Annotated in this window: 21 protein-coding genes and 1 tRNA gene; 9 read left to right on the top strand and 13 right to left on the bottom strand. The window is 70.4% G+C overall.

All coding sequences use genetic code 11. From position 1 onward, the window contains the following. Positions 1-63: 63 nt before the first annotated feature. From ACFOY2_RS13230 to ACFOY2_RS13220, 3 genes are all read left to right on the top strand, one after another. A tRNA-Met gene (locus ACFOY2_RS13230) sits at positions 64-136 on the top strand. Between the two features lie 39 nt (positions 137-175). Further along, complete coding sequence (locus tag ACFOY2_RS13225; protein WP_357807954.1) at positions 176-610, top strand: RpiB/LacA/LacB family sugar-phosphate isomerase; 435 nt, start codon at positions 176-178, stop codon at positions 608-610. Between the two features lie 199 nt (positions 611-809). Then, positions 810-3,278: a Tex family protein gene (locus tag ACFOY2_RS13220; protein ID WP_379528267.1), complete on the top strand. Its 2,469-nt coding sequence runs from the start codon at positions 810-812 to the stop codon at positions 3,276-3,278. 234 nt (positions 3,279-3,512) lie between these two features. Here ACFOY2_RS13220 and ACFOY2_RS13215 read toward each other — a convergent pair whose 3' ends face one another. Beyond that, positions 3,513-4,319: a UTRA domain-containing protein gene (locus ACFOY2_RS13215; RefSeq protein WP_379528266.1), complete on the bottom strand. Its 807-nt coding sequence runs from the start codon at positions 4,317-4,319 to the stop codon at positions 3,513-3,515. A gap of 175 nt (positions 4,320-4,494) precedes the next feature. Here ACFOY2_RS13215 and ACFOY2_RS13210 point away from each other — a divergent pair, with 175 nt between their 5' ends. Further along, complete coding sequence (locus tag ACFOY2_RS13210; RefSeq protein ID WP_379528265.1) at positions 4,495-5,466, top strand: hypothetical protein; 972 nt, start codon at positions 4,495-4,497, stop codon at positions 5,464-5,466. A gap of 90 nt (positions 5,467-5,556) precedes the next feature. Here the strand turns inward: ACFOY2_RS13210 and ACFOY2_RS13205 are convergent, their stop codons facing one another. Next, positions 5,557-6,045, bottom strand: coding sequence for a GNAT family N-acetyltransferase (locus tag ACFOY2_RS13205; protein ID WP_379528264.1), 489 nt, complete (start codon positions 6,043-6,045; stop codon positions 5,557-5,559). 52 nt (positions 6,046-6,097) lie between these two features. On the opposite strand from ACFOY2_RS13205, the gene ACFOY2_RS13200 reads away from it, so the two are divergent. Beyond that, positions 6,098-6,268, top strand: coding sequence for a hypothetical protein (locus ACFOY2_RS13200; RefSeq protein WP_379528263.1), 171 nt, complete (start codon positions 6,098-6,100; stop codon positions 6,266-6,268). A 162-nt stretch (positions 6,269-6,430) separates the two neighbouring features. On the opposite strand, the gene ACFOY2_RS13195 is transcribed toward ACFOY2_RS13200, so the two are convergent. From ACFOY2_RS13195 to ACFOY2_RS13180, 4 genes are all read right to left on the bottom strand, one after another. After that, the gene (locus ACFOY2_RS13195) at positions 6,431-7,990 is read right to left on the bottom strand and encodes a nitrilase-related carbon-nitrogen hydrolase (protein ID WP_379528262.1); all 1,560 of its coding nucleotides are present in this window, start codon (positions 7,988-7,990) and stop codon (positions 6,431-6,433) included. Between the two features lie 147 nt (positions 7,991-8,137). Further along, positions 8,138-8,797, bottom strand: coding sequence for a response regulator (locus ACFOY2_RS13190; RefSeq protein WP_379528261.1), 660 nt, complete (start codon positions 8,795-8,797; stop codon positions 8,138-8,140). Positions 8,798-8,801: 4 nt separating this feature from the next. Beyond that, complete coding sequence (locus tag ACFOY2_RS13185; protein ID WP_379528260.1) at positions 8,802-9,893, bottom strand: sensor histidine kinase; 1,092 nt, start codon at positions 9,891-9,893, stop codon at positions 8,802-8,804. A gap of 115 nt (positions 9,894-10,008) precedes the next feature. Then, the gene (locus tag ACFOY2_RS13180; RefSeq protein ID WP_379528259.1) at positions 10,009-10,707 is read right to left on the bottom strand and encodes a TetR/AcrR family transcriptional regulator; all 699 of its coding nucleotides are present in this window, start codon (positions 10,705-10,707) and stop codon (positions 10,009-10,011) included. 101 nt (positions 10,708-10,808) lie between these two features. Here ACFOY2_RS13180 and ACFOY2_RS13175 point away from each other — a divergent pair, with 101 nt between their 5' ends. From ACFOY2_RS13175 to ACFOY2_RS13165, 3 genes are all read left to right on the top strand, one after another. Beyond that, on the top strand, positions 10,809-12,029 hold the full coding sequence (locus ACFOY2_RS13175; RefSeq protein WP_379528258.1) for a saccharopine dehydrogenase family protein: 1,221 nt from the start codon (positions 10,809-10,811) through the stop codon (positions 12,027-12,029). Between the two features lie 74 nt (positions 12,030-12,103). Beyond that, complete coding sequence (gene ilvD / locus ACFOY2_RS13170; protein ID WP_379528257.1) at positions 12,104-13,753, top strand: dihydroxy-acid dehydratase; 1,650 nt, start codon at positions 12,104-12,106, stop codon at positions 13,751-13,753. 27 nt (positions 13,754-13,780) lie between these two features. Continuing rightward, positions 13,781-13,915, top strand: a complete 135-nt coding sequence (locus tag ACFOY2_RS13165; protein ID WP_379528256.1) for a hypothetical protein — start codon at positions 13,781-13,783, stop codon at positions 13,913-13,915. Positions 13,916-13,955: 40 nt separating this feature from the next. Here the strand turns inward: ACFOY2_RS13165 and ACFOY2_RS13160 are convergent, their stop codons facing one another. From ACFOY2_RS13160 to ACFOY2_RS13135, 6 genes are all read right to left on the bottom strand, one after another. After that, on the bottom strand, positions 13,956-14,288 hold the full coding sequence (locus ACFOY2_RS13160; protein WP_379528255.1) for a hypothetical protein: 333 nt from the start codon (positions 14,286-14,288) through the stop codon (positions 13,956-13,958). 324 nt (positions 14,289-14,612) lie between these two features. Next, entirely contained in the window at positions 14,613-15,011 is a 399-nt protein-coding gene (locus ACFOY2_RS13155; RefSeq protein ID WP_379528254.1) for an STAS domain-containing protein, read from the bottom strand. Positions 15,012-15,052: 41 nt separating this feature from the next. Then, a complete protein-coding gene (locus tag ACFOY2_RS13150; RefSeq protein WP_379528253.1) occupies positions 15,053-16,030 on the bottom strand; it encodes a phosphotriesterase family protein in 978 nt (325 codons plus the stop codon). Between the two features lie 58 nt (positions 16,031-16,088). Further along, entirely contained in the window at positions 16,089-17,507 is a 1,419-nt protein-coding gene (locus ACFOY2_RS13145) for a methionine--tRNA ligase (protein ID WP_379528252.1), read from the bottom strand. 158 nt (positions 17,508-17,665) lie between these two features. Continuing rightward, complete coding sequence (locus ACFOY2_RS13140) at positions 17,666-18,973, bottom strand: APC family permease (RefSeq protein ID WP_379528251.1); 1,308 nt, start codon at positions 18,971-18,973, stop codon at positions 17,666-17,668. Positions 18,974-19,098: 125 nt separating this feature from the next. Then, complete coding sequence (locus ACFOY2_RS13135; protein ID WP_379528250.1) at positions 19,099-19,560, bottom strand: universal stress protein; 462 nt, start codon at positions 19,558-19,560, stop codon at positions 19,099-19,101. An 85-nt stretch (positions 19,561-19,645) separates the two neighbouring features. On the opposite strand from ACFOY2_RS13135, the gene ACFOY2_RS13130 reads away from it, so the two are divergent. Further along, positions 19,646-20,011, top strand: coding sequence for a hypothetical protein (locus ACFOY2_RS13130; RefSeq protein ID WP_379528249.1), 366 nt, complete (start codon positions 19,646-19,648; stop codon positions 20,009-20,011). Here ACFOY2_RS13130 and ACFOY2_RS13125 read toward each other — a convergent pair. Continuing rightward, entirely contained in the window at positions 19,972-20,601 is a 630-nt protein-coding gene (locus tag ACFOY2_RS13125; protein WP_379528248.1) for a DUF998 domain-containing protein, read from the bottom strand. The genes ACFOY2_RS13130 and ACFOY2_RS13125 overlap by 40 nt on opposite strands. Between the last annotated feature and the right edge of the window lie 31 nt (positions 20,602-20,632).

Here is a 20,632-nt window from a genome sequence, read left to right as displayed (position 1 = left end):
CCGGGCCGGCGTGTCCGGGGACTCCTGACCGATCCCCGCGCCCCGCGCCCGTTGGCTTTCCCGGGCGGGTGAGGGTGCTGGTGTGCCCGGCCGTTTCATAAGCGGCTTCAGGCGGGTTCGATCCCCGCACCCGCCACTCCGACTGGTACACCTGGGGAGGTGGAAGGGAGGGCGCATGCGGTTTTCCGTGGCAGCCGACAGCAAGGACGGCGTGGCCGAGCGGGTCGTCGCGCAGTTGCGCAGGCGCGGGCACGAGGTGATCACCCATGGCGCGCTCAACGACGACGAACGCGACGACTGGGCGTGGGCCTGCGAACTGGCCGCGAGAGACGTCGGCGAAGGGCGGGCCGACCAGGGGGTCGTCTGCTGCTGGACGGGTACGGGGGCGTCCATCGCGGCCAACAAGGTGCCCGGCGTGCGGGCGGCGCTCTGCGTGGACGCCTACACCGCCGACGGGGCCCGCAGGTGGAACGACGCCAACGTGCTGGCGCTGAGCCTCCGGCTGACCTCCGACGTGGTGCTGGAGGAGATACTCGACGCCTGGTTCGAAGGACGGCCGAGCACGGACCCGGCCGACGTCGCGAACGTCGGCCACATCGACGAGATCTGACCCCGGGCTCTGCCGCAACTGTCATGGCGCGAGAGCGGAAATCGTCGGTCGCGACGTTTAGGGTGCTGGCATGGCCGACGTCCTGCTCCGCGGCGGGCTCCCTTGGGGGCGGTGGTCCGTTCACCCTGCGCGCACTCTGGTCATCAAAGACGGCGTAGTCCTGCACAATTGACCCGCGGGACCATCGAAAGGCAGGCAAGTGCTCTCTATTCACCAGCGGATCGCCGCAGAGCTCGGCGTACGCGACGGGCAGGTGCAGGCGGCCGTCGAGCTGCTCGACGGCGGCGCGACCGTGCCGTTCATCGCGCGATACCGCAAGGAGGTCACCGGCACCCTCGACGACGCGCAGTTGCGCACGCTGGAGGAGCGGCTGCGTTACCTTCGCGAGCTGGAGGAGCGCAGGGCGGCGATCCTGGAGTCGATCGAGTCGCAGGGCAAGCTCGACGACGAGCTCCGTGAGCAGATCATGGCGGCCGAGACCAAGGCCAGGCTCGAAGACATCTACCTGCCTTACAAGCCCAAGCGGCGCACCAAGGCGCAGATCGCCCGTGAGCTGGGGCTGGAGCCGCTGGCCGACCAGTTGCTCGCCGACCCCACGCTCGACCCATCGGCCACGGCCGAGGGCTTCGTCACCGAGGGCGTGGCCGACTCCGGCGCGGCGCTCGAAGGGGCCAGGGCGATCCTGATCGAGCGCTTCGCCGAGGACGCCGACCTCATCGGCGGCCTGCGCGAGCAGCTCTGGAGCCGTGGCCAGCTGACCTCGAAGGTCCGCGAGGGCAAGGAGGAGGCCGGGGCCAAGTTCTCCGACTACTTCGAGTTCGGCGAGCCGTTCACGAAGCTGCCCTCCCACCGCATCCTGGCCATGTTCCGCGGCGAGAAGGAAGAGGTGCTGTCGGTCACCCTGGAGCCCGACGACAGCCCCGACTACGAGCTGCGCATCGCCTCCCGGTTCGGCGTCTCCGACCAGGGGCGGCCGGCCGACAAGTGGCTGGGCGAGACCGTGCGCTGGGCCTGGCGCACCCGCATCCTGGTCCACCTCGGCATCGACCTGCGGATGCGGCTGTGGCAGGCGGCCGAGGACGAAGCGGTCAGGGTGTTCGCGACCAACCTGCGCGACCTGCTGCTGGCCGCCCCCGCGGGCAGCCGGGCGACGATGGGCCTCGACCCCGGCCTGCGCACCGGCGTCAAGGTCGCCGTCGTCGACGCCACCGGCAAGGTCGTCGAGACCGCCACCGTCTACCCCCACGAGCCCAAGCGGCAGTGGGACCAGTCGCTGGCCGTGCTCGGCGCGCTGGCGCAGCGGCACGGGGTCGAGCTGATCGCCATCGGCAACGGCACCGCCTCCCGCGAGACCGACAAGCTGGCCGGCGAGCTGGTCCAGCACATGTCGTCGGTGACCAAGATCGTGGTTTCCGAGGCGGGCGCGTCCGTCTACTCCGCTTCGCCGTACGCCTCGCAGGAGCTGCCCGAGCTCGACGTGTCGCTGCGCGGGGCGGTCTCCATCGCCCGCCGCCTGCAGGACCCGCTCGCCGAGCTGGTCAAGATCGACCCCAAGTCGATAGGCGTCGGCCAGTACCAGCACGACCTGGCCGAGTCCAAGCTCTCCCGCTCGCTCGACGCGGTGGTCGAAGACTGCGTCAACGCCGTCGGCGTCGATGTGAACACCGCCTCCGCGCCCCTGCTCACCCGCGTGTCGGGCATCGGCTCCACGCTCGCGGAGAGCATCGTCCGCCACCGCGACGCCAACGGGCCGTTCAGGACGCGTGGCGCGTTGAAGAGCGTGCCGAGGCTGGGGCCCAAGGCGTTCGAGCAGTGCGCGGGCTTCCTGCGCATCCGGGGCGGCGACGACCCGCTCGACGTGTCCAGCGTGCACCCGGAGGCCTATCCGGTGGTCCGCCGCATCCTCCACTCCGCCAAGACCGACCTCAAGTCGCTGATCGGCAACACGTCGGCGCTTCGGACGATCCGGCCGGACGAGTTCACCGACGACACCTTCGGCCTGCCGACGGTCACCGACATCCTGCGCGAGCTGGAGAAGCCGGGGCGCGACCCGCGTCCCGCCTTCAAGACGGCCACCTTCAAGGAGGGCGTCGAGAAGCTGTCCGACCTGGTCTCGGGGATGATCTTGGAGGGCGTGGTCACGAACGTGGCCGCCTTCGGGGCCTTCGTGGACATCGGCGTGCACCAGGACGGGCTGGTCCACGTTTCGGCCATGTCCCGAAATTACGTAAAGGACCCGCGTGACGTCGTCAAGCCCGGCGACATCGTCCGCGTCAAGGTCCTCGACGTCGACATCCCCCGCAAGCGCATCTCCCTGACGCTCCGCCTGGAGGACGAGACCCCGGCCCCGTCTTCGGGCGAACCCCGAAAGGGCGGCGGCCGCCAGAACGGCAACCGTAACGACGACGGCCGAGGCAACGGCAACCGGGGCGACGGCAACCGAGGAAACGGTGGTCGCGGCGACGGCAACCGAGGTGGTCGTGGCCAAGGCGGCCAAGGCGGCCAAGGCGGCCAGGGCAACCGAGGCGACGGCCAGCGCGGTCGCGGCGACGGATCCAGGGGCGGCGACGGCGGCCGGGGCGGCGGGCGCCGCCAGGACCGTCCGGCTCCCACGGGCGCCATGGCGGAGGCCCTCCGCAAGGCCGGCCTCGGCGGCGACGGCCGCTAACCGGCCCCCATGCCTCCTCGCTGAGTTCGGTGTGCCTCCGGGTCCCAGCCTCGCCGGCTGGGCCCGGCGCACCTCTGGGGGCAGCCCGTTGTCGGGCCCGCCGCGTTCGAGTCGAGCGCGGCTCCGGGCCCAGCACGCCCTTTCGGTGCCGACCGTCCGCTACTTGCTCCGTCAATGGGGGCCTGTCGCGGAGAGGCGGGATCATGTCCAGGGGGTGTCCGGCGCAATCGTTTCTTAGAATTCGTCGTACCCGGAGACCTGGCCAATGGGGAAAATGTGCCGGTTCGCGGCGCAGATCGTCTCCAGGACGTGGACCGGCGTGTCTTCCGTGGAATAACTCGCCCGCAACACCTGGACGATCCACTCACCCGGCTCAAGCTCCAGCGTCTCGCGCTCGAAGGTGGTCGGTGGCCGAGCGGTCAGGTTCTCTTCCGCATGGCCGAACGCGTAGCCCAGCGCGGTCAACGCGGACTGGAGCGACGGCTGCACGAACTCCGGCTCGGCAATCCTGGTGTCGCCGAACAGGTCGGCACGGAAGTAGCTCGTCGCGATGCGTACCGGCACGTCGTTGGCGGTCATCATCTTGCGCCGGGCCACGATGTCCGTACCGGGCTCGACCCGCAGGCAGGCGGCCACATGATCGCTCGCGGGCTCCAGCCCGACGTACAGCATCCTCCGGTCGGCTTTGAGCCCTTGCCGTTCCGCCTCCGCCAGGAACAGGGACTTTGAACCTCGTACGGCGGGCTCAGTCGGCAGCGCCCGCTGCACCAGCATCCGAGGGGCCGGTGAGGCGGGGCCTTCAGGGGCGCGAGCGGTCGGCCCCTTGCGCATCTGGGAGATACGTCCGGGCGAGACGCCCAGCCGTCCGGCGATCTCCTCCAGGCTCATGCCGGACTCCCGCGCCTCGGCGATGGCCTGCCGCCGCATCTTGGCCGCCTCGGTCACGAGTCCCTGTTCCTCGGTCATGAGCCGACTGAGGACGCGGGCTCGTTCGACGGGATCGCTGACCTGGGCAACTTCCCTGAGCGTCTTCAGATCCATCCGGACGTTGCCTCCTCAGCGACCGACATTCGGCGCACTTCAGTCCCTTTTTGCGGTCCAGACCAGAGCTCCGGGCTCGACTTTAGCCCCCTACATCGGGGCCGCAGGGTGAGCACGGTGGCGTCCGATGGGCCGGTTTCGGCGTTGGGGACGGGTGGGGCGATACGGTCTAAGGGTGAGTATGACAGCGTTCGACGCGGCGCTCGCCCAAGCGCGCGACCTGCTCAGATGGCGTTCACCCCTGCGGACGGAGCTCTGGGCGGCCCGGCTCGCGGGTGGCTTGGAGCCTGATGAGGTGGAGCCGTTCCTGCGGCGGCTGGCGCAGGGCGGCGGGACGGAGGCCCGGCTCACCCTCGCCGCCCTGGCAGCGGTACACGAAGCCGTCGAGTCCGGCGGCGGACCGTACACGAGCGCCGGGGGCGGTATGGCGGCGGCGCTGCCCGGGTGGGTGCGGCGGATGGGGCGGGTGACGTGCGAAGGTGCGTGGTACGGCAAGGCCGACCCGTACGGTGAGCAGGTTCTGGCTGTTCTGTCTTTTCGGTACGAGAACGGCAAGGAGCCCCACATCCTCGTCGTCGGGATCGATCAGCCCAATGGCGGGCTGGCGGTCGACGCGTTGGTCGAGGAGGTGAAGTTCCTCGACGATCTGGGGCTGCGGGAGGTGGATCCCCGGGTGGTGGCGGGACGAATCCTGGACGCGTTCGAGCTGGGCGACCGGATCATGGGGGCGGTGGTCGCCGACACGCTGCCGGCCGTGCGGCCGGTCGCGATCGCGCGTGCCGGTGTGGTGCCCGGCCTGGTGCGTGGGGCGGCCGACGACACCGCGGCGGAGTTCGACGAGTTGCCGGACGTTCCGGGGGCGCGGGAGGCGTTCGAGAAGCTGGTGGAGTTCGTCGGGGATCGGCCCTTGTGGTGGAGCCCTGGGCGGGTGTCGCAGTTCCTGACCTCCTGGTTGCCGCGGGAGGCAATCCTGACGGACGCGGCCATCGCGGCGATGCCCGAGGTGGTTCGGGCGTGGAGCCGTTTCCTGGGCGGGCATGCTGCGGTGTTGCGACAGGTGGACGATGACGCGCCCCGGCTGCCCGCCCTCATGGCCGACGACTCACTGGCCGGACTCGGCAAACGCATCGCCCAGAACCGGCTCTGAGCCGGAAGTGGGCCTGGCCAGTGTCCCGGTTGACGAGCGAGGGTCGTCTGTACCGCGAACACTCTTGCATAGGGGGCGCGGCGACCTGCGTCAGGCCGGCTGGAGGTTTCGTTCATATCGAAGCCCAGGGCGGCCGTCAAACACGGTCTCGGCGATCACCGTAAATCCCGTGCGGGCCAGCACGGTGCGCGAGCCGAGGTTGTCCAACGTCGTAGCCGCCCTCAGGGTGATGAGCCCGTACTCGGTGGCGGCGAGGGCGCAGACCTGACGTACGGCGTTTGTGGCCAGGCCCTGTCCGGCGGCGGCCTCGGCGATCCGGTACCCCAGCTCCGCCGAACCGTCCGCCACATCGATCAGGTTGACACGCCCGACCACCTGGCCCCTGTCGTCCACGAGCACGTGGAAGTGGCACCCCCCTGCGGCCTGCTCTGCGAGCAGGGCGGCGTGCCGGTCGGCGAACCGGGCGAAGTAATCGTCGCCGCGGTCCGGAATCGACGCGGCGAAATAGGCCCTGTTCTCCTGCTCGAACGCGAACAAAGCAGAAGCATGGTCGAGACGCAGACGCTGAAGATCCGGCATAGCCGACATATCCTACGGCACTCACAGCCATTCCATGATCAAGGTCAACCTCATGAGGAACGAGATGACCTCGGGCTCAGTGCGTCTCATCCAGGCTAAGGCACCGCAGGTCAGGGCCTCGGCTGTCACGCGCCGGCCGACTGCCGCACCCCGGCTGCCCGCCCTCATGGCCGACGACTCGCTGGCCGGGCTCGGCAAACGCATCGCCCAGAACCGGCTCTGAGCTTCCCGAAACCGGCCGGGCAAAGGGCATGGATACCCCGAGGTTGTGGGCGGGGCCGGGGCAAAACCGGCGGGCGCCTCTCCCATCGGGGTGGCGGAGATAGCAGGAGCAGCGCAATCCCTGAGGTGGTAGGTGGAGGCGGAGGCGCACACTGGCCACCGCTCAGACCTGCTCCGGCCGGGTGGCCCGCTTGGCCCGTCGTGGCCGGAGGAGTGGCGTGCCCAGGGTGAGGACGAGCAGAGCCATGCAGAGCCAGGCGAACCAGTCGCCGAGGCGCGCGTACAAGGTCGCCGCGGTAGGCGCGGGAAGGGCGGTCGTGACCGTGACGAATTCGGCGTCCGAAGTGGCCGCCTCCGCCACGATGCGGCCGTTGGGGTCGCTGACGGTCACCTGCCCGGCGCGCGGGACGCGGGCGATCGCGAGCCCGTTCTCCACGCCCCGCACGACGGCGATCCGGCTGTGCAGCCAGCCGTCGTCGCCGAAGTCCCATGCGGGGGCGAACAGTGCGGTGGCCCCCTCGGCCCGGTAGGCGCGGACGAGGCCGGGGTAGTCGAGGTCCTTGCAGATGATCAGGCCCCATCGGGTGTTCGGCGTGAAAGCCAGACTGTTGCCTGGGCGCAGGTCGTCCTCCAGGCCGGGGATCAGGTGATGTTTGGTGTATTCGACGGGCTCGCCGCCGCCCGCGGGGAAGTCGAGAGCCACGTTGTAGCGGACGCCGCCCCTGGACCTGACCAGCCCGGCCACCACGTCGACCCGGTGGGTGCGGGCGATCCTGGTGAGGGGCCGGGCGAGCGTGGGCAGCGTCGCGTCGTCGGCGAGAAACGTCTTCTCGGGAAGCACCACCACCCGCGCGCCGTCCGAGGCGAGCTGCTCGACGCGCGAGGCGTACCGGTCGACGAGGTCCCGGCCCTGCGGGGAGTCCAGTGCGATGACGTCGTTCGGCTGGTCGGTGGCTACCAGCGCCACCTTCGCAGTCTGCGGGGCGGGCGCGGTGCGCAACCGCCAGCCGCCGTAACCGAGGGCCAGCAGGACAACGGCGCCGAAGACCGCCGCCACCCGGACGCCATCCGAGCACGGGCACGCCACAGACGCCTCACCCCCGGCGGACCGAGCGGCGGTCGTGGTTGGGCGGAGGACGGCAGCGCGAGTGGCGGGCGTGATTGGATGGAGGACGGCGGACCGAGCGGAGGACGTGGCCAGGCGGAGGACGGCGGCGATGGCTGACGGGACTGCCATCAGCAGGAACGTGATGCCCCAGACACCGGTCGCCGACGCGCTCTGCACCACCGGCAGGACCTCCGCCTGCGTGTAGGCCAGGCTCCACCACGCGCCGTGCGGTAACGCGAGCGAGACGACGTACTCCGTCACCACCCAGGCGGCGGGCACGACCGTGGCCGCCGACAGCGGGCGGCCACGCAGGAGGAGGGCGCGGAAGGCCGCGGCGGCCAGGCCGAAGACCAGCGCCATGCCCAGTTGGCTGGCCACGACGGCGGGCAGCGGCATGTCGATGACGTTCAGGAAGTACGGCCACATGGCCGCCTGGCCCACCGCCCAGGCGAAGAAGCCCGCGACCGGCGCTGTGGCCGCGCCGGCCCTCGGCGCCAGCAGAAGCATGGGCAGCGGCGCGAGCCAGGTGAACCACGCGATGGGGTGCAGCCCGGTGCCGAGGTGGAACAGCGCCGCCGATAGTGCTGCGGCGGCGACGGCTTTCCAGATTTTCATGGCGACGATCCTGGACCCGCGGGCGCTCCCGGGGCGTCGGATCTGGGGGCGAACTTCCACGTCAGCCCGGAGGACTACTCCCCCACGACCAGCCCCGTCAGCCCGGAAGACTGCTCTCCGCCACCACCAGCCCCACAGCCCAGAGGACTACTCCCCCGCCACCACCAGCCCCGACTCGTACGCGAACACCACGGCCTGCACCCGGTCGCGGAGCCCGAGTTTGGCAAGGATGCGGCTGACGTGAGTTTTGACGGTATGTTCGCTGACGAAGAGTTCGGCCGCGATCTCGGCGTTTGAACTGCCGCGTGCGACCAGCCGCAGGGTCTCGGCCTCACGATCGGTCAGCAGGTCGAGCCGTGCCGCCAGCCGGGGGGCGACGCCGTGGGCAGGGCGTCTGACCAGGTCCTCCACGAGACGTCTGGTGATCGCCGGGGCCAGCAGCGACTCACCCTCCGCCACCACGCGTACGGCGTGGGCCAGTTCGTCGCGGCGGATGTCCTTGAGGATGAAGCCGCTCGCTCCTGCCCTCAGTGCGCCGTACACGTACTCGTCCACGTCGAACATCGTCAGTACGAGCACCTTCGCCGACGTCGTGGCACAGATCCGCTCGGTCGCCTCCACGCCGCCCATGCCGGGCATCCGGATGTCCATCAGCACCACGTCGGGACTGAGCGCGCCTGCCGCCGCGATGGCCGCGTCTCCGTCGCCCGCCTCTCCGACGACCGTGATGTCGGGCTGCGCGTCGAGAATCATGGCGAAACCCGCGCGGAACAGGTCCTGGTCGTCGACGATGAGCACGCGCACCATGCGCTCATCCAACCGGTAGCTGGGCGGACACCACGAACCCGCACGGCCCCGGCCCGGCCCGCAGCGTGCCGCCGCAGGCGGTGACCCTTTCGCGCATGCCGACCAGCCCGTACCCCTCCCCGCCACGCGGCGCGGAGCCGCCGTCGTCGGTGACCTCCACCGACAGGTCGTCGTCATGCCACGCCAGGCGCACTGTCACGCGCTGCGCCCGTGAATGGCGCAGGACGTTCGTCAGCGCTTCCTGCACCACGCGGTAGGCCACCACGCCGACCTCGTCGCGGACGGGGCGGGCGGCGCCTTCGCGCAGGAGCAGGACGTCGAGGCCGGTGCGCCTGATCCGTTCGACCAGTTGGGGCAGTGTGTCGAGCCCTGGCGCCTCGTCGCCGGATCGCAGCGTGCCGAGCAGGCCGCGTAACTGCGCCAGGGCCCCGCGCCCGATGTCGCCGATGGCGTTGAACGCGTTCTCGGCCCGGGCGGGATCGGACCTGAGGACGACCGGCCCGGCCTCGGCCTGCACCACCATGAGCCCCACCGAGTGGGTCACGATGTCGTGCACGTCGCGGGCGACGCGGGCGCGCTCGTGGGCGGCCGCGGCGTCGCGCTCCCGCGCCAGCCTGCGGGCGCGCTCCTCCGCCTCGGCGGCCTGGGCTCGGCGGGCCCTCGCGCCGGTGCCGAGCGCGTACGCGGCGACCAGCGCCGTGGCCATGTAGCGGTAGACCTCCGGCTCTTCGTGCGGCAACGCCAGCGAGCCCACCGCCGTCACGGCGATGAAGGGGACGGCCACCAGGCGTTGGGCCCGGGTGGCCAGCGAGGCCACGGTGTACACGCACACCAGCGGCCCGTACGGCAGCAACGGCTTCACCCACATCACCATGGCGCTCATGGAGAGCCCGACCACGACGCCTGTCGCCATCGGCGCGACCCGCCGCCAGTAGACCGGCACGGACGCGAGCAGCGCCAGCGTGACCAGCCACCACTCGCGGGGGCTGGGCAGCAGCAAGGGCACCACGGTGGCGGCCGTGACGGCGACGGTGACGGCCAGATCTACCCGGCGGGGCGGCAGGTCGCGCAGCCAGGCGGGCACCAGGGTGACCATGCCGCCGAGTGTAGGTTCGGCTTCGGTACGGGCGCATCGGACTGGCGGCTGAATCGGGAGGTCAGCCCCGAGGCTGATGCGCGACTGGGGATGTGCGGCCCGCCGGTCGGCGGCGTCAGGCCCTGAGTTGGGTGGCGGCGCTGGACAGGAGCATGTCGAGGGCTGTCGGGTAGGCGCTGTCGTTCATCCGGGCCACCAGCAACTCCGCCGTGGCGGCGATGTTCGGATGTGTGCTGGCGGGCAGCCGCGCGTAGGTGTCCCGCCACACCTCCTCGTCGGCCTCCCGGGCGGCCGTGGGCAGGGCCAGGGTGGCGGCGTCGAGGATGGCGAAGGCCAGGCTCTGGTCGATGAAGGCGTGATAGATCCGCACCGCGTCCCTGTCGGGGAAGCCGGCGCCGCGCAGGACGCCGAGGAGGGTCTCGTCGCTGGCCACCTCGTTGGGCCGGCCGGTCACCCGGCTGGCGGTGAGGACGGCGGCCTGCGGGTGGGTCAGGTAGGCGTGGTAGATGCGCAGGCCGAGGTCGCGCAGGTCGGAGCGCCAGTCGCCGGTCGATCGCCAGTCGGCCATGGCGTGGCTGAACAGTTCGTCGGCGATCGCCAGGATCAGGTCGTCCATGCCGCGGAAGTACCGGTACACGGTGCTGGCGTCGGCTCCGAGGGCGAGGCCGAGGCGCCGGGCGGTCAGGCCGGCGGCGCCGTGTTCGCGCAGCATGCGCAGCGCCGTCTCGACGATGAGCTGGTGTGTCAGCACTTGCCCCTGTTTGGTGGGACGCCGCCGCCTGCGCCCGGTTTCGGGCACGACCCGCTTGGCCATCGAGAACCGCTCCTTATGCCAACGCCATTGACGTTGATGAGCGTAGTCGCGTTGGATGAACGACAAGCCCCCCAAAAGCATTCAAAAGGGGATTTATCGTCATGCGTATTCTTCTTGTGGGAGCAGGCGGTGTGGGAACCGCCGTCACCAGGATCGCCGCCCGACGCCCGTTCTTCGACCACATGGTGGTCGCCGACTACGACCTCCCCCGCGCCAAGTCGGCCGTCGCCGCGCTGGGCGAGCACGCGACCCGCTTCACCCCGGCCAGGGTCGACGCCGCCGACACCAGAGCCGTCATCGCCCTGCTGGCCGAGCACCGCTGCGACGTCCTGCTCAACGCCACCGACCCGCGTTTCGTGTTGCCGCTGTTCGAGGCCGCCCTCAGCCAGGGCGTCTCATACCTGGACATGGCGATGTCGATGTCCAGGCCGCACCCCGACCGGCCGTACGAGAAGGTCGGGGTCAAGCTGGGCGACGAGCAGTTCGCCCGCGCGCCCGAGTGGACCGCGGCGGACCGTCTGGCGCTGGTGGGCATGGGCGTCGAGCCCGGCCTGGCCGACGTCTTCGCCCGGTACGCCGCCGACGAACTCTTCGACGACATCGAGGAGATCGGCATCAGGGACGGCGGCAACCTCACGGTCGAGGGCTACGACTTCGCCCCGTCGTTCTCCATCTGGACCACCATCGAGGAGTGCCTGAACCCGCCGGTCATCTACGAGCGCGACCGCGGCTGGTACACCACGGAGCCGTTCAGCGAGCCGGAGATCTTCGACTTCCCCGAGGGCATCGGCCCCGTCGAGTGCGTGAACGTCGAGCACGAGGAGGTGCTGCTCGTCCCCCGGTGGATCCCGGCGCGGCGGGTCACCTTCAAGTACGGCCTCGGCGAGGAGTTCATCGGCACCCTCAAGACCCTGCACGCGCTGGGCGTGGACAGCACCGAGCCGGTCCCGGTCATGACCGACCGCGGCACCGCCAGGGTGGCCCCGCGCGACCTGGTCGCCGCCGTGCTGCCGGACCCGGCGGAGCTCGGCGACCGCATGCACGGCAAGACCTGCGCGGGCACCTGGGTCAAGGGCGTCAAGGACGGCCGGGAGCGCGAGGTGTACCTGTACCACGTGGTGGACAACCAGTGGTCGATGCGCGAGTACGGCTCCCAGGCCGTCGTCTGGCAGACCGCCGTCAACCCGGTGATCGCGCTGGAGCTGCTGGCCAACGGGGTCTGGAAGGGCACGGGCGTGCTGGGCCCCGAGGCGTTCGAGCCTCGGCCGTACCTGGACCTGCTGGTCGAGTACGGCTCACCGTGGGGCATGCGCGAGCAGTGAGGGGGGCCGACGCCCGCCGTCCGTACCGGACACAGGATCATGGAAGGGTCACAACCCGTACCACGGAGGACCCCTTGAGCATCGCCGACGACCCCGACCGCGCACCGGCCCGCTCCCACCTGTACGCCATGGGCCTGTCGGAGGAGGAGATGCGCCGCCCGGTGGTCGGCATCGCCACCACCTGGACCGGCACCATGCCCTGCAACATCACCCACCGCGAGTTGGCCGCCCACGTGGCGGAGGGGGTGCGGGCGGCGGGCGGCCTGCCGATGGAGTTCAACACGATCGCGGTCTCCGACAACCTCACCATGCACACCCCGGGCATGCGCGCCTCGCTGGTCAGCCGGGAGGTCATCGCGGACTCGATCGAGCTCATGGGGCTCGCGCACGGTTTCGACGCCCTGGTGGCCATCGTCGGCTGCGACAAGACCGTACCGGCCGGGATCATGGCGCTGGCCAGGCTGGACGTGCCGTCGGTCGTCCTCTACAGCGGCAGCATGATGCCGGGCCGCTGGCGCGGGCGCGACGTCACGATCCAGGACATGTGGGAGGCGCTCGGCGAGCGCGCCGTCGGGCGCCTGGAGCAGTCCGAGCTGGACGACCTGGCCAAGCACGCCTGCCCGGGCGCCGGGACCTGCGCCGCCCAGTACACCGCCAACACCATGGGCAGCGTCGCCGACTTCCTGGGCCTGGCGCCGTTCGGCGTCGGCGACATCCCGGCCGTCGCCGAGGAGAAGAACGCCGCCGCGCGGCGCGTCGGCGAGATCGCGATGGAGGCGCTGGCCCGCGACGCCCGCCCTTCGCGCGTGCTCACCGAGGACGCCCTGCACAACGCGATCGTCTCGGTCGCGGCCATGGGCGGCTCCACGAACGCCGTCCTGCACCTGCTGGCCATCGCCCGTGAGGCGGGGCTGCCGCTGGAGATCGACAAGATCGGCGAGGTGTGCCGCCAGGTCCCGATCATCACCGGGCTCAAGCCGAGCGGCGGCGACTGCACGGCCCTGGACCTGTGGCGGGCCGGCGGCACGTCGCTGGTGGTGCGCCGGCTGCTGGAGGCCGGGCTGCTGCGCGAGAACGTCACGCTGGTGGACGGCCGCACGCTCGCCGACGTGGCGGCCGACGCCGAGGAGCGGCCGGGTCAGCAGGTGGTGCGGGGTGTGGCGGAGCCGTTCAAGCCGCATGGCGCGCTGGCGATCCTGCGGGGCTCGCTGGCGCCCGACGGGTGCGTGCTCAAGCTGGGCGGCAAGGAGGACTTCCGGCACGAGGGGCCTGCCAGGGTGTTCGATTCGGAGGCCGGCTGCACGGCCGCGATCGACGCGGGGCTGATCGTGCCGGGTGACGTCATCGTGGTCAGGTACGAGGGTCCCGCGGGCGGTCCCGGCATGCGCGAGATGCTCTCCATCACCGGGCCGCTCGTGGGCCGCGGCCTGGGCTCGTCCGTGGCGCTGGTCACCGACGGGCGCTTCAGCGGGGTCTCGCACGGGCGGGTGATCGGGCATGTGGCGCCGGAGGCGTACCACGGAGGGCCGATCGCCCTGGTTCGGGACGGCGACACGGTCGTCATCGACAGCGCGACGGGGACCCTGGACCTGGTGGTGCCCGAGGAGGAGCTGGCCGCGCGGCGGGCGGCGTGGCGGCGGCCGGAGCGGGCGGTGGAGCGCGGAGTGCTGACCAAGTACGTGGCGACGGTCGGTTCCGCCTCCGACGGGGCGGTCACCATCTGACGGATCAGGCAGGCGACGGGGGCGGCTATGCTGCGCAGAGAGGTTTTGGCCGCCCCTGAAAAGGAGATTTGCGCGATGTACAAGGAGTTCGCTGTCGAGGCCGTGATGTGGCTTGTCCCGGTCGTGGTGCTGATCGGAGTCGCGCTCCTCGTCACCGCGTGAGCCGGAAAGGGGCCGAGCGAGAGCCCGGCCCCGCGTTCACTCAGCGGTAGTACCTGTAGGACACGTTCGTTCTGGCTTGAGTCCTGAAGCTGGAGCGGCGGTCCAGATATTCCGTCCATTCATCGGCCAGCGTGTGACTGCGCACGGTGCACGACGCCCACTTGACCTTGCGGGGCTTGATGGTGCCGACGTAGTCGTAGCAGGCGCCCGCCTTACGGCCGTTCGCCTTGAGCGTGGCGTTGAGCTTGACGTTGAACAGAGTCTTACGCGAGATGTTCGTGATGCGGACCTTGATCCTGCAGGTGTCCTTACACCTTCCGAAGGAAAGCTTCGTACGGACCAGCTGAGGCCTGGCGGTAACGGCCGACTTCACGGTCGCGACGCTCGTGCTCGACGAGGACGCCGAGGCGGGTGCCACCATGAGCGTCGTCGCCGCAGCCGCGACTAAGACCGTTCCAGCGAGTCTCTTGATCATTGCGCCCCCCAGTGCGGCAACAGTCGCTTCCCCCTGTTGGCAGCGACCTGTACTCGTTCGATTACATCAGGAAATCGAACACACCAAGGTTTCACCAACATGATCTGATATGAAACGGTTACTCGCTTATGTCGGGCTTATGGAGGCTTGGCATACCAGGGTGCCGGATGTGCCCTCTGGGCAGCCCGAGATGCCCCGCTATGCCGGGGTACGCACCGGGCGCTACCCGGTGTACGGCGGCGTGTTCCCGGATGAGTCGGCGGGTTCGTTGAGCTCCGCGATGGCCAGCTCGGCCGTGGTGCGGATGTCGAAGAACTTGTCCAGCGCGGTGATCGCGAACAGGTGCTTGCACCTGCCGTTCAGCCCCGACAGCAGCAGCCGCCCACCTGAGGCCGTGACGGCCTTGTGCAGGTAGACCAGCACGGACAGGCCGGAGGAGTCGCAGACGCTGACGGCCTGCATGTCGATGACCAGCAGCGGCGGTTGCGTCAGATCGAGGGCTTTGGTGACGCGGTCGCGGACCTCTGCCGCGGACCCGAAGTCGAAATCCCCCGTGAGCCGTGCGATGACGCAGGGTCCCTGGAGTCCGAGGCTTATCGACAAGGCCTGCTCCGAAGTCACCCAGCTCCACCTACCCGCGTTGCTCTCCCGATCCAACCACTTTACGAGAAGTAGCGCTTCGGGTTGAACACCAGCATCTGCTCAATCTGGTCATCGGTCACACCCGAGTCCAGCAGTGCGGCCAACACGTCGTCGTGAATGTGATCGTAGCGCCAGTTCGGCGCGAGTGCGGAGCGGGCCGTGTCCCAGGCGCCGCCGAAATAGTCCATGAAGCAGGCCGCGTCGTGGCTGAGGACCATGCGGTCGGCGTATCCGCGCTGGCAGAGGGCCGCCACCGTGGCCACGCGCTGGGCGGTCGGATTGTAGACATCCAGCCCGAATCGGTCCATGCCCAACGTCGCCCCGGTGTCGGCCATCCGCATGAGGTAGTCGAGGTCGTTGCTGTCTCCGGCGTGCCCGACGACCACCTTCTCCAGGTTCACCCCCTCCTTGGCGAACAGGTCGAGCGCGATCAGTCCGCTCTGCGTGAACGCGTTGGTGTGCACGGTGATCGGCGCGCCGGTGCGCACGTGCGTCTGGGCGACGGCCCGGCAGATGCGCTCGACGCCCGGCGTCAGCCCCTTCGCCTCGACCACGCACTTGAGGAACGCGGCCTTGACGCCGGTGTCGGCGATGCCCTGCGTGAGGTCGCGGACGAAGTCGTCGACCATCGGCTCCGGCTCGTCGATGAACAGGCCGGGGCCGCGGTGCTCGTACTGGTGCGGCAGTTCCTCGAAGCTGTAGATGCCGGTGGCGACCACGATGTTCAGATCGGGCACCTGCTCGGCGACGCGCCGGATGCGCGGGATGTAGCGGCCCAGCCCCCACACCGTCGGATCGACGAGCGTCCGCACGCCCTTCGCGGCCACCGCGTCGAGCTTGGCGACCGCGTCCGCCACACGGTGCTCCTCGTCCCACCAAGCACCTTTGCCGTAGTTGTCCAGGTGCTCGGTGGCCACGATGAAGACGTGCTCATGCATCAGGGTCTGCCCCAGATCGTCAACGTCTACAGGGCCTCGCACAGTCTCCACGGTGGGCACGGGCGCCTCCATACCGGCTGGTCTGTGGGCGCCAACCTAGGCTTTCGCGCATCTGCCGTCAACCAGCCGCCCCGGTTCCTGTCAACCTCCTGAACAGGGGGTGGGGTGGCGGCAGCCGGTCGCCGCGCACCGCCGCCGCCACCCTGGCCGCCGCCGTCGGCAGGAAGGGCTCCAGGTGGACGGCCAGCGCGCGGCACGCCTCCACCAGCGTTCCCAGGGATCTCTCCTGGTCCGCTCTGGGCTGTCGCCAGGGTTGGGTGCGCTCGACGTACTTGTTGGCGTCCTCGACGATCGTCCACACGGCCGCGGCGGCCCTGCGGAAGTCGAAGTCCTCCAGCGCCTGGTGGACGGCGTCCGCCACCGTGTCGTGCGTTCCCCCTCCTGAGGGCACGTGGCCGTCCAGGAAGCGGTGGACCATGGTGACGACCCGGTTGACCAGGTTGCCGAGGCCGTTGGCCAGGTCCTCATCGGCCCGGGCGACCAGCCGTTCCTCGGTGAAGTCGGCGTCGCCCACGCGTGGCACCTCGCGCAGCAGCCACCACCGCACGGCGTCGACCCCGTACGCGTCCACGAGCGCCACGGGATCGGCGGCGTTCCCGGAGGACTTGCTGAGCTTGCGCCCGTCCGCCGTCAGGTAGTCGTGCACGAAGATCTCCGTCGGCAGCGGCAGCCCCGCGGACAGCAGCATCGCCGGCCAGTACACCGCGTGGAACCTGATGACCCCCTTGCCCACCAGGTGGACCTTGCGCCGCTCCGCGACCCACCAGCGCTCGTAGTCGCCGCCTTCGAGGGCGGTGACGTAGTTGGCCAGCGCGTCCCACCACACGTACACGACCTGACCGGGATCTCCGGGCACGGGGATCCCCCAGCCGCGGGCGCGGGCGGCCGAACGCGAGATGCTGAGGTCGGCCAGCCCCGCCTCGACGAACGCCAGCACCTCGTTCCGCCGCGCCACCGGCTCGATCCTGAGCCGCCCTGACCGGATGAGATCCAGCAGCGCGTCCTGGTAGCGGGAGAGCCGGAAGAACCAGTTCTCCTCCGCCACGCGCTGCAGGGGCGCCTCATGCCCGTCAGGACACGGCCCCTCCGGGTAGAACTGCTCGCAGCCCACGCAGTAGAGCCCTTCGTAGTGGCGCTGGTACAGGTCGTGCCGGGTGGCCGCCCAGATGCGCTCGACCCCGGCGCGGTGGCCGGGATGGACGCTCGTCCTGATGAAGGAGTCGAAGGACAGGTTCAGCGGGCCGCGCAGCCCCTCGAACGCCGCCGCGTTCCTGTCCACCAGCTCCCGGACCGGTACGCCCTCCGCCTCGGCGGCCAGCACGTTCTTCAGCGAGTTGTCGTCGGTGCCCGTCTGGAACCGCACCGGCTCACCCCGCTGCCGGTGATGTCTGGCCAGCACGTCCGCCTGGACGAGCTCCAGGGCGTGGCCGAGATGGGGTCGGGCGTTGACGTAGGGGATGGTTGTCGTGATGTACATCGGATGCCTCCAAAGGGGGCCCGAACACGACTTGAGGCCCCGGGTCGCAGGGCCTCAACAAGACGTCGCCGGATGAGCCCCCTACGGGGCCATCATCACCACCGGCGAAATCGTCATGCTCCGATGCTACCGGGCCTCAAGCCATCCCCGCCCGCCCTTTATGCCGGTCTTCGACGGTGGCGGGCCAGCCAGAGGAGCAGGCCGGCCGCGAACACCGCCAGCCCGGCGACCACCGAGCTCAGCGGCAGCGTGACCGCCAGGAGCGCGCACAGCCCCAGCCCGATCACGGGGACGGCCCTGGGCGGCGCGCCCTCGTCGCGGCTGAGGGTCAGCGCCGAGGCGTTGGCGATCGCGTAGTAGACGAGCACGCCGAACGACGAGAAGCCGATCGCCCCGCGCAGGTCGGCGACCAGCAGCAGCACGATCGCCGCGGCCCCGACCGCCAGCTCGGCCCGCCTGGGAGCCTGCCGCTCCTGGTGCACGACCGCCAGCGCTGCGGGCAGGTCACGCTCTCGCGCCATGGCCAGCACCGTGCGCGAGACCCCCAGCAGCAGGGCGAGCAGCGCTCCCAGCGAGGCCACCGCCGCGCCCACCCGCACCACCGGCGCCAGCCACCCCGCCCCCGCCTGCGTGACCAGGTCGGCCAGCGGCGCCGTGGACCTGGCCAGCAGCTCCGGCTGCAAGGTGCGCAAGGCGGCCACCGCGACCAGCGTGTAGACGACGAGCGTGATGGCCAGGGCGATGCCGACGGCCCTGGGGATGGTGCGGGCCGGGTCGCGTACCTCCTCGCCGAGGGTGGCGATTCTGGCGTATCCGGCGAAGGCGAAGAACAGCAGCCCGGCCGCCTGCAGCACGCCCCAGACGTCGTAGGCCGGCGTCACCGACGCGGCACCGATGAAGGGGCGGTCGGAGGCAGGCGTGACGTCCTCGACGAAGGGCGCGTAGGCGAACCAGCCGAAAACGACGCTGTCGTCGGCGGCCAGGCCCACGACGATCACCGACGCCAGGACGGCCAGCACGAAGGCCACGATCACCCGGGCCACGCCCGCGGAGCGCTGCACGCCGTACAGGTTGAGCACCGTCAGCGCCGCCACCGCGCCGACCGCCAGGGGTCTGGCCAGCTCGGGGGCGACGTACGCGCCGAACGTGAGCGCCATCGCCGCGCACGAGGCCGTCTTGCCCACGGTGAAGCCCCAGCCCGCCATATAGCCCCACAGCGGGCTCAGGCGGCGTCTGCCGTAGACGTAGGTGCCGCCCGACTCGGGATAGAGGGCGGCCAGGCGAGCCGACGACGTGGCGTTGCAGTAGGCGACGACGGCGGCCAGCGCGAGCGCGAGCAGCAACCAGGGACCGGCGGCGGCCGCGGCGGGGGCGAAGGCCGCGAACACCCCCGCGCCGATCATCGCGCTCAGCCCCACGACGACCGCGTCGACGGTGCCCAGCCGTCGCGCCAGTCCTTCCGGCAACGCCCCGCTCCCCTCTCCTCGCAGGGCACCCACTTTGCCGCACGCCACCGACGATCGGCACCACGCTCAGATGAACATCACGTCCCAGGGCGCCGACCAGGACCGGGTGCCGGCCGGGACCGGGCTCAGGCACCCGCCTCAGGAGGCCCGGGGACCACCAGGACCGGCCGGTGGGCGTGGTGCAGGACCCGGTCCGAGGTGCTTCCGAGCAGCAACGATCGCACCCCACCCATCCCCCGTGTGCCCGTCACGATGAGCTTGGCGTCGATCTCGTTGGCCACGTCCACGATGGTCGACCACACGGCGACCGAGTCCGCGTCGCACCGGGGCACGGCGTCAAGTCCGACCTGGCGGGCCAGCTCGGCGCCCCTGCGGGCCAGTTCGTTCATGGCCTGGCCGATGGCCTCCTCCTCGGCGGCCGACTGGTCGATGGTCACCATGAGCCCGGCAGAGGCCCGGGTCGAGGCGAGCGCCAGGCGTTCCCACACGGTCAGGACGACGGCGGACTCTCCCCGCAGGAGTTGTCCGGCGAAGGTGATCGCGGACTTGGCATCGTCAGAACCGTCGTAGGCAATCAAAATCGTCATTTCAGTCGCTCCCCTGTCGAAGGTCGAGTCCTCCCTCTTTCCCCGGCGACCTGTTTCACGCGTGCACCCCGGGTAATCGACCCTCATGACCGTGACGAAGTTCCAGGACCTGCCTCTCGCCAAGCGCGACCGTGAGTGGGACGCCTCCGAGGCCGACAAGCGGGTGAGGAAGCAGGCCGGGGCCGAGGACAAACCCAATGCGAAGTACCGCAAGTCCTTCATCTGGTACAACGAGGACGACGCCGACGAGTTCGGAGCGTACAAGCTGCCGATCGCCGACGTCGTGAACGGAGAGTTGAAGGCCGTGCCCCGGGCCGTGTTCGCCGCCGCCGCGGTCATGGAGGGCGCCAGGGGCGGGATCGATCTGCCGAAGGAGGACATCGAGCCCGTCAAGGAACACCTGGCGCGCTACTACGCCAAGATCGGCGAGGCTCCGCCCTGGGAGCGCTGAGCCAGCGGGTTCAGCATCGACAGTCCGGCCAGCGCCAGCACGCCCAGCTCCGTGATCACCACGACCCGCTGGGTCAGCCCGGCCGGGATGTCGTCGTTGGTCAGCGGGATGCCGAACATCCGCACCACGTACGGGATCACGACCAGCAGCAACGCGCCCAGCGCCAGCGTGCTGAGGATCCGCACCGCCTTGGCGTACCGGATCCGCGCCCTGGCCAGCAGCAGTCCCGCGATGGGCATCACCAGGAAGGCGGCGAAGGCCGCGTACCGGTGGATGCCGCCCGACAGGGAGAGCGGTACGCCGGGCCGGTCGGTGGGAAAGGCGCCGATCAGGAACATGCTCGCCCCCCACGCCAGCAGCAGTGCGACCACCCAGCGGTTCATCCCCGCTCGGCGCAGCGCCTCGGCGATCAACGCGGAGCCGACCGCGAACAGCGTCAGCGCGGCGGGCAGCAGCCAGCCGGACGCCTGGAAGGCGTACTCGCTGATGACACTGTGCATCGGGTCAAGGCCGGATTCCGCGTGCAGAGTGAGCATGGCGCCGCTCCCGGTGCCGATGGCCGCGAATCCGCTGACAAGCAATCCCTTCATGCCCTCCAAGCTCGTGGAACGCGGCCTTGCG

Source organism: Nonomuraea purpurea (genome assembly GCF_042650645.1).
Taxonomy (GTDB): Bacteria; Actinomycetota; Actinomycetes; order Streptosporangiales; family Streptosporangiaceae; genus Nonomuraea; species Nonomuraea purpurea.
Note: the sequence above shows the minus strand (reverse complement) of the source record. Positions and strands in the feature narration are given on the sequence as shown.

Excerpts from the sequence above, each read along its gene's own strand:
- ACFOY2_RS13225 (WP_357807954.1), top strand. The coding sequence starts at position 176 with ATGCGGTTTTCCGTGGCAGCCGACAGCAAGGACGGCGTGGCCGAGCGG.
- ACFOY2_RS13215 (WP_379528266.1), bottom strand. The coding sequence starts at position 4,319 with ATGGATCTGAAGACGCTCAGGGAAGTTGCCCAGGTCAGCGATCCCGTC.
- ACFOY2_RS13205 (WP_379528264.1), bottom strand. The coding sequence starts at position 6,045 with ATGCCGGATCTTCAGCGTCTGCGTCTCGACCATGCTTCTGCTTTGTTC.
- ACFOY2_RS13200 (WP_379528263.1), top strand. The coding sequence starts at position 6,098 with ATGAGGAACGAGATGACCTCGGGCTCAGTGCGTCTCATCCAGGCTAAG.
- ACFOY2_RS13195 (WP_379528262.1), bottom strand. The coding sequence starts at position 7,990 with ATGAAAATCTGGAAAGCCGTCGCCGCCGCAGCACTATCGGCGGCGCTG.
- ACFOY2_RS13190 (WP_379528261.1), bottom strand. The coding sequence starts at position 8,797 with ATGGTGCGCGTGCTCATCGTCGACGACCAGGACCTGTTCCGCGCGGGT.
- ACFOY2_RS13185 (WP_379528260.1), bottom strand. The coding sequence starts at position 9,893 with ATGGTCACCCTGGTGCCCGCCTGGCTGCGCGACCTGCCGCCCCGCCGG.
- ACFOY2_RS13180 (WP_379528259.1), bottom strand. The coding sequence starts at position 10,707 with ATGGCCAAGCGGGTCGTGCCCGAAACCGGGCGCAGGCGGCGGCGTCCC.
- ACFOY2_RS13175 (WP_379528258.1), top strand. The coding sequence starts at position 10,809 with ATGCGTATTCTTCTTGTGGGAGCAGGCGGTGTGGGAACCGCCGTCACC.
- ACFOY2_RS13165 (WP_379528256.1), top strand. The coding sequence starts at position 13,781 with ATGCTGCGCAGAGAGGTTTTGGCCGCCCCTGAAAAGGAGATTTGCGCG.
- ACFOY2_RS13145 (WP_379528252.1), bottom strand. The coding sequence starts at position 17,507 with ATGTACATCACGACAACCATCCCCTACGTCAACGCCCGACCCCATCTC.
- ACFOY2_RS13135 (WP_379528250.1), bottom strand. The coding sequence starts at position 19,560 with ATGACGATTTTGATTGCCTACGACGGTTCTGACGATGCCAAGTCCGCG.
- ACFOY2_RS13130 (WP_379528249.1), top strand. The coding sequence starts at position 19,646 with ATGACCGTGACGAAGTTCCAGGACCTGCCTCTCGCCAAGCGCGACCGT.
- ACFOY2_RS13125 (WP_379528248.1), bottom strand. The coding sequence starts at position 20,601 with ATGAAGGGATTGCTTGTCAGCGGATTCGCGGCCATCGGCACCGGGAGC.